This window comes from Stenotrophomonas sp. PS02300, from assembly GCF_029959395.1.
Classification (GTDB): domain Bacteria; phylum Pseudomonadota; class Gammaproteobacteria; order Xanthomonadales; family Xanthomonadaceae; genus Stenotrophomonas; species Stenotrophomonas maltophilia_AD.
The window spans coordinates 1-6,677 of the sequence record NZ_JASCOP010000175.1 but is presented as its reverse complement, the minus strand read 5'-3'; the positions used below and the strand labels follow the sequence as shown (position 1 = coordinate 6,677).

General features: G+C 69.1%; 6 protein-coding genes. All 6 read right to left on the bottom strand.

Features of this window, described 5'->3' with window-relative positions:
- Positions 1-170: 170 nt before the first annotated feature.
- Positions 171-971 carry a ferritin-like domain-containing protein gene (locus QMX79_RS19380; RefSeq protein WP_282248225.1) on the bottom strand — a complete coding sequence of 267 codons (801 nt, stop codon included), beginning with the start codon at positions 969-971 and terminating at the stop codon, positions 171-173.
- Positions 972-1,043: 72 nt separating this feature from the next.
- Positions 1,044-2,510, bottom strand: a complete 1,467-nt coding sequence (gene purF / locus QMX79_RS19375) for an amidophosphoribosyltransferase (protein ID WP_068849542.1) — start codon at positions 2,508-2,510, stop codon at positions 1,044-1,046.
- 29 nt (positions 2,511-2,539) lie between these two features.
- Entirely contained in the window at positions 2,540-3,337 is a 798-nt protein-coding gene (locus tag QMX79_RS19370; protein ID WP_282248224.1) for a CvpA family protein, read from the bottom strand.
- A 15-nt stretch (positions 3,338-3,352) separates the two neighbouring features.
- Positions 3,353-4,384, bottom strand: a complete 1,032-nt coding sequence (locus QMX79_RS19365; protein WP_282248223.1) for an SPOR domain-containing protein — start codon at positions 4,382-4,384, stop codon at positions 3,353-3,355.
- Positions 4,385-4,485: 101 nt separating this feature from the next.
- On the bottom strand, positions 4,486-5,760 hold the full coding sequence (gene folC, locus QMX79_RS19360) for a bifunctional tetrahydrofolate synthase/dihydrofolate synthase (protein WP_282248222.1): 1,275 nt from the start codon (positions 5,758-5,760) through the stop codon (positions 4,486-4,488).
- Positions 5,761-5,809: 49 nt separating this feature from the next.
- On the bottom strand, positions 5,810-6,454 hold the full coding sequence (locus QMX79_RS19355; RefSeq protein ID WP_282248221.1) for a histidine phosphatase family protein: 645 nt from the start codon (positions 6,452-6,454) through the stop codon (positions 5,810-5,812).
- Between the last annotated feature and the right edge of the window lie 223 nt (positions 6,455-6,677).

The window sequence follows — 6,677 nt, the reverse complement described above, 5'->3', positions numbered from 1 at the left end:
GGGCGGGTTTGCGGGGGTGTGAGCGGCATGGATGCCGCGACCAAGCCCCCATGGATGGGTTTACGGCGTCCCCCGCAAACCCGCACCGACCCGCCAAACCAGGGAACCGATGACAACAGGCTGTTCGCCAGAATGCATGAAGCCGGGCGACGCCCGGCACAACGGCACGGTTATCGCGCCGATTGCGATGCGGGACCAGTACGCCCTGCCTGCTCGATCAGGTCCGCCAGCTCGTCCTGCTCGAACCCAGCCAACAGCCGCGCCTCGAGATTGAACGGGCCATACAGAAACCCGTTGGCATATTCCTTCAACAGCGCGATGAAGCGCGCCCGAGGCTCCACACCGGCACGTTCGCAATACCAGCGGTACCAGCGCGTCCCCGCAGCCACATGCGCCACTTCCTCGCGCAGGATGATCTCCAGCACATCGGCAGTAGCATGGTCGTTGGCCGAACGCAGCTTGGTGATCATCCCCGGCGTGACATCCAGCCCACGCGCCTCCAGCACGCGCGGCACCAGCGCCATCCGCGACAGGCCATCGTGCGCCGTCTTCTCGCACATCTCCCACAGCCCGTTGTGCGCCGCGAAATCGCCGTAATCGTGCCCGTGCGCCTGCAACCGCCCATGCAACAACAGGAAGTGGCGCGACTCATCATCGGCCACCCCCACCCAGTCCGCATGGAACGATCCTGGCAGCCCGCGGAAGCGATACACCGCATCCCACGCCAGATCGATGGCATTGAGCTCGATATGCGCAATCGCATGGATGAACGCCGCCCGCCCCTCCGCATTGCCCAACCCCCGCCGCGGCACCTCACGCGGGTGCACCAGCTGCAGCTGCGGCGGCCGCCCCGGCATGCGGATAGGCTCCGGCGGCGGCGCATCCGCGCGCACCTTCAACAGCCCCGCGCGGAACTGCGCCGCGTACTGCTGCGTCAGCGCCACCTTGCGCAGCGGGTCCGCCTCGGCCATGCACTGCTGCGCCGCGCGCAGCAGGTCACCGGCCGCCTCGTCCCGCGGCAACGTCGCGCTCACCGCCAGGCCTCAGGCGCGGCGCTTGTGCTTGGCATCGTCCGAACGCAACTGCTGGATGCGCTCGAAATAGCCCGGCTCGATACCCGTCGGGTACACACCGTTGAAGCACGACGAATCGAACGACTTCAGCTCCGGGTTGCCCTCGCGCACCGCCGCTTCCATGTCCTCGATGTCCTGGTAGATCAACCAGTCGCAGCCCAGGTGCGCCTCGATTTCTTCCACGCTGCGGTTGTGCGCCACCAGCTCCTCGGCCGCCGGCATGTCGATGCCGTAGATGTTCGGATAGCGCACCGGCGGTGCCGCGCTGGCCAGGTACACCTTGCGTGCACCGGCGTCGCGCGCCATCTGCACGATCTGCTGGCTGGTGGTGCCGCGCACGATCGAATCGTCCACCAGCAGCACCACCCGGTTGCGGAACTCCAGGTGGATCGGGTTGAGCTTGCGGCGCACCGACTTCACCCGCTCACCCTGCCCCGGCATGATGAAGGTGCGGCCGATGTAACGGTTCTTGATGAAGCCTTCGCGGTACTTCACCCCGAGCACGTTCGAGATTTCCAGCGCCGCATCGCGCGAGGTATCCGGGATCGGGATGATCGTGTCGATGTCGTGGTCCGGGCGCAGGCGCAGGATCTTCTCGCCCAGCTTGATGCCCATGCGCATGCGCGCCTTGTGCACCGACACGTTGTCGATCATCGAATCGGGGCGTGCGAAATACACGTACTCGAAGATGCACGGGCTGTGCTCGGCCGGCTCGGCACACACTTCCGAGAACAGCTCGCCACGCGCGGTGATCACCAGCGCCTCGCCCGGGCGCACATCGCGCACGCGCTGGAAGCCCAGCACGTCCAGCGCCGACGATTCCGAGGCCACGATGTACTCATCACCTTCGGCGTGGGCGCGCTTGCCCAGCACCAGCGGGCGGATCCCGTGCGGGTCGCGGAAGGCCACCAGGCCCAGGCCCAGCACCACGCTGATCACCGCGTAGCCGCCCTTGCAGCGGCGGTGCACGCCGGCCACGGCGCGGATCGCCGCTTCCGGGGTCAGCTGGCGCTGCGCGTCCAGTTCGAACGCGAACACGTTCAACAGCACTTCGCTGTCCGAATCGGTGTTGACGTTGCGGCGGTCCTGCTCGAACACCTGCTGGCGCAGCGCCTCGGTGTTGATCAGGTTGCCATTGTGGGCCAGCGCGATGCCGTACGGCGAATTGACGTAGAACGGCTGCGCCTCGTCCATGCCTTCGGAACCTGCGGTCGGGTACCGCACATGGGCGATACCGACGCGGCCTTCCAGGGTGGACATGGTCTTGGCGTCGAACACATCACGCACCAGGCCGTTGGCCTTCTGCACGCGCAGCCGGGTGCCATCCGCGGTGGCGATGCCCGCCGCGTCCTGGCCACGATGCTGGAGGACGGTCAGGCCGTCATACAACTGCCCGGCGACGTTCTGGTTGCCGACAATACCGACGATGCCACACATGGTGCGAATCTCCGCTGGGCTGGGCCCATCTACTGTGAAGGTGGCCGTGCCTGGCCGGGGGAACCGCTCCGTGCCGGAGCGGTGTCGTCCGGGCGCACGAGCGCCGGGTCGATGTTCTGGGGGGAGACTGGCCGTGCCTGGTTGGCCCACACATCGGCGGGGTCCACCGCCTGCTGCGGGGTCTCATCCAGCGGTCGCGGCCATCCGCGCCCACCCAGCAACTGGCCAAGGACGCCATTATCGCCTGTCGCGCCCGGCTTGCCCAACTCTCCGATGGGCAGTTGCGCCATGTTCACCTCCGGCAGCGCCATCGGCATCCCCTGCAGGCCCTGCATGTCCTTCAGGTTGGGCATCTGCGGCAGCTCGGGCATGCGCGGCATCTTGGCCTGCATCCAGCCCACCCCGGGGTCGAGCATCGCGCGCAGGTGCGAGTCGCGCCAGGTCGCTTCCCGGGTCAGCGGGGTGTACGAGCCCAGCAGCAGCAGCGCGCAGGCGATCAGGCCGCCCCGGGCCAGGCCCAGGCCGGCACCCAACATGCGGTCGGCGCCGTTCAGGCTGGTCGAGCGCACCGCCTGGCGGATCACCAGGCCGATCGCCCAGACCGAGACCATCACCAGCAGGAACACGGTGAGGTAGCCGGCGAAATAGTGGCCGGTGCCCGGCGCGGCCGGGGCGGACCACCACGCGGCGGCGCTGCGCCCGAACATCAGCGCGGCCCAGCCGCCCAGCAGCCACGAGAACGTGCTGATGACGATGCTGACGAAACCGCGCATCACCCCGAGCAGGGTCGAGATGCCGATCACCGCCAGCAGCACGAAATCAATCATGTGCGGGGGGCCGCATCAGGGATGCGGCCGGACCATGCCGGCCACGCCGACCTTCGACGCAACCTGGGCCTTGAGGTTCTCCGCCTCTGCACGGTTGGCGACGGGACCGACGCGCACGCGGTTGAGCGTGCCCTTGTCGGTACGTACCTGCTCCACGAACGCACTGAAGCCAGCCGCGCGCACCTTGTCGCGCAGGGCGTTGGCTTCGGTCGCCTGGCCGAACGCGCCCAGCTGCACGGCGAAGCCGACGCTGCTGGCCGCCGGGGCGGTCGGCACGGCCACGGGCTTGGCGGCCGCGGTGGCGGGTTCGGGCTTGGCTGCGGCCGGCTTCGGCTCCGGCTTGGGTGCTTCCGGCTTCGGTGCCGGCTTGGCCGCCGCCACCGGTTCGGGCGGCAGCGTTTCGGTCTTCACCGTAGCGGCGGCCGGCGCGGCAGCGGCGCTGGATGCGGCCGGTGCCGTCGTGGCGGCCGGAGTGGGTGCCGGAGCAGCAGCCACGGCGGTATCGGCGCGCGCGTCCAGGGTCACCACTTCGGCCTTGACGTCGTTACGCACCTTGACCGCTTCCAGGCGCGCCGCTTCGGCCTGCGCGCGATCGGCATACGGCCCCACGCGCACGCGCCAGGCCTGGCGGCCGTTGATCGTGGCAGGTTCGCTGAAGCCCGGCAGCTGGGCCTTCTTCAGGAACGCGATCACCGCGTTGGCGTCGGCCTGGCTGCCATAGGCGCCAAAGCTGACCGCATAGTTGCCCGCGGCCACCGCCGGCGAGGTATCGGCGGCCGCCGGCTCGGCCGGTGCGGCTGCGTCCTGCTGCAGCGGCTGGGTGCTGGAGACCCCGCTCTGCAGGCCGGTGGCGCCACCGGTCGGCGCGACCAGCGGCAGTTCACGGGTCTGGAACTGGCCATCGGCCGGCGCGTCCGGCGCGGTGATCGGCACGTTGGCCACGCCACTGTCAGGGGCAGGCCCCTTGACCAGCATGGGCAGGAAAATCACGGCCAACGCCACCAGGACGATGGCACCAATCAGTCGCTGTTTCAGAGGAGTATCCACGGAAGGCAGGCAGGGCGGCGCGGCGGAATGCCACGGCGATTATACGGGCGCACGCGTGTGCGGCGTCGAAGACGGCTGAACGTTGTCGCTTGCTGCCCGCCTCAGCAGGCGTTTTCCAGCCACAGCAAGGCCTGCGCGGCGGTATGGAAGGAACCAAACACCAGCACGCGGTCGCCGGCCTTGGCTACGGACAGGGCCTGCTGCAGTGCCGTGGCCACATCGGCATGGGGGGACGCACCGGCGGCGGCGGTGCCGGCCAGGCGTGCCTGCAGGGCCGCCGCGCTCTGTGCGCGCGCACCTTCCAGCCCGGCCAGGTGCCAGCCATCGACGCGGTCGGCCAGCGCCTCGACCACGCCTTCGGCGTCCTTGTCCTGCAGCGCGGCGAACACGGCCACGGTACGCCCGGTGATCGGCGCGGCCTTCAACGCAGCAGCCAGCTCACGCGCGGCCTGCGGGTTGTGGCCGACATCGACCAGCACCTCCACGCCATTGCGCTCGAACGCCTGCAGGCGGCCGCGGATGCGGGCCTGGGCCACGCCCTCGACGATGGCCGCACGCGGCAGTGGCTTGTCCAGCGCGCGCAGGGCGGCAATCGCCGAGGCGGCATTGCGCAGCTGGATCGGGCCGCGCAGCGCCGGCATCGGCAGTTCGATGCGGAAGCCCACGTCACGCCAGGACCAGTGCTGGCCGTCGATGGCATCGGCGAAGAAATCGCTGCCACCGCGGATCGCGTTGGCGCCCAGCAGGTAGGCGCGCGCCAGCACGCTGGACGGCGGATCGGTCTCGCCCAGGATCACCGGCTTCCAGCCGCGGATGATGCCGGCCTTTTCCACGCCGATCGCCTCGCGATCCTCGCCCAGCCAGTCGGCATGGTCGATGTCCACGGTGGTGATCACCGCGACGTCGGCATCGACGATGTTGACCGCATCCAGGCGCCCGCCCAGCCCCACTTCCAGCACGGCCAGGTCGAGCCCGGCCTGCGCGAACAGGTGCAACGCGGCCAGCGTGCCGTACTCGAAGTAGGTCAGCGTGGTGCTGCCGCGCGCGTCTTCGATGGCATTGAAGGCGGCGATGAGCGCCGCGTCGGGGGCGTCCTCACCGTCGATGCGCACGCGCTCGTTGTACTGCAGCAGGTGCGGCGAGGTGTACGCGCCCACCTTCCAGCCCGCCGCCCGCGCGATGGCCTCGATGAAGGCCACCGTGGAGCCCTTGCCGTTGGTGCCGCCCACCACGATGGTGTGCGGCGCCGGCTGGCCCAGGCCCATGGCGGTGGCCACCGCACGTACGCGCTCCAGCCCCATGTCGATGGTGGCCGGGTGCTGCTGCTCGATGTAGCTGAGCCATTCGGCGAGGGAATGCGGGCGGGCGGTCGTCATGGCGATAGATCGTGGTGGTCGTGGAACGGAAAACGAAAACGGGGTGGAATCACAGCGCGCGGTGCTTGGCCTCGCCAAAGAACGGCGTGTGATGCGCGCAGTCGTTCAGGCGCACTACTTCCAGGCTGTCCAGGTCGGCGCCTTCGAGCAGGTTGAGCGTGGTCGGCGCCTGGCGGAAGGTCCACAGGCGCGACAACGGCAGGCCCAGGATCCGGCACAGGATCACCCGGTTGACCGCGTCGTGGGCCACCACCAGCAGCGTGTCGTGCTCGCCCAGCCCTTCGGCGGCGCGGGCCAGGCCGCGCCAGCTGCGGTCCAGCACCAGCCGCAGCGATTCGCCACCGGGCATCAGCACCGTATCGGGCTCGTCGCGCCAGGCCTGCAGGCGCGACGGGTCTTTTTCGTTGATTTCGCTGGCCAGCAGGCCTTCCCACTCACCGTGGGCGATTTCCTGCAGCTCCGGCTCGGTCAGCAGCATGTCGGCGCGGTCGGCACCGAGGGCCAGCTGCGCGGTGCGCTGCGCGCGCGACAGCGGCGAGGCGACGGCACGGGTGATGTCCACCGACTTCAGGCGTTCACCCAGGGCCTGGGCCTGGGCTTCGCCGATCGGCGACAACGGGATATCGATCTGGCCCTGGTAACGGCCTTCGGCATTCCAGGGGGTTTCGCCGTGGCGGGCAAGCAGGATGCGCATGCGAACTAGAGGTCCTTGGGGGAGAGGAGAACAGTCGCAATCGTTCACATGATGTGAATGATCGTGGGGGAGCGGCCATCATACCTTGCCCAGCAAACGGTTCTTCTTCCGTCTTCGATCAGGTTCATCGCGGGCGTTGGGGGCCCCGCCGCGGCCGGCAGGCCCCTGTGCAAAATTCCCCCCGCCTGGGCGCGCGCGCCGCCCCCACACCCAGAAAACGAGA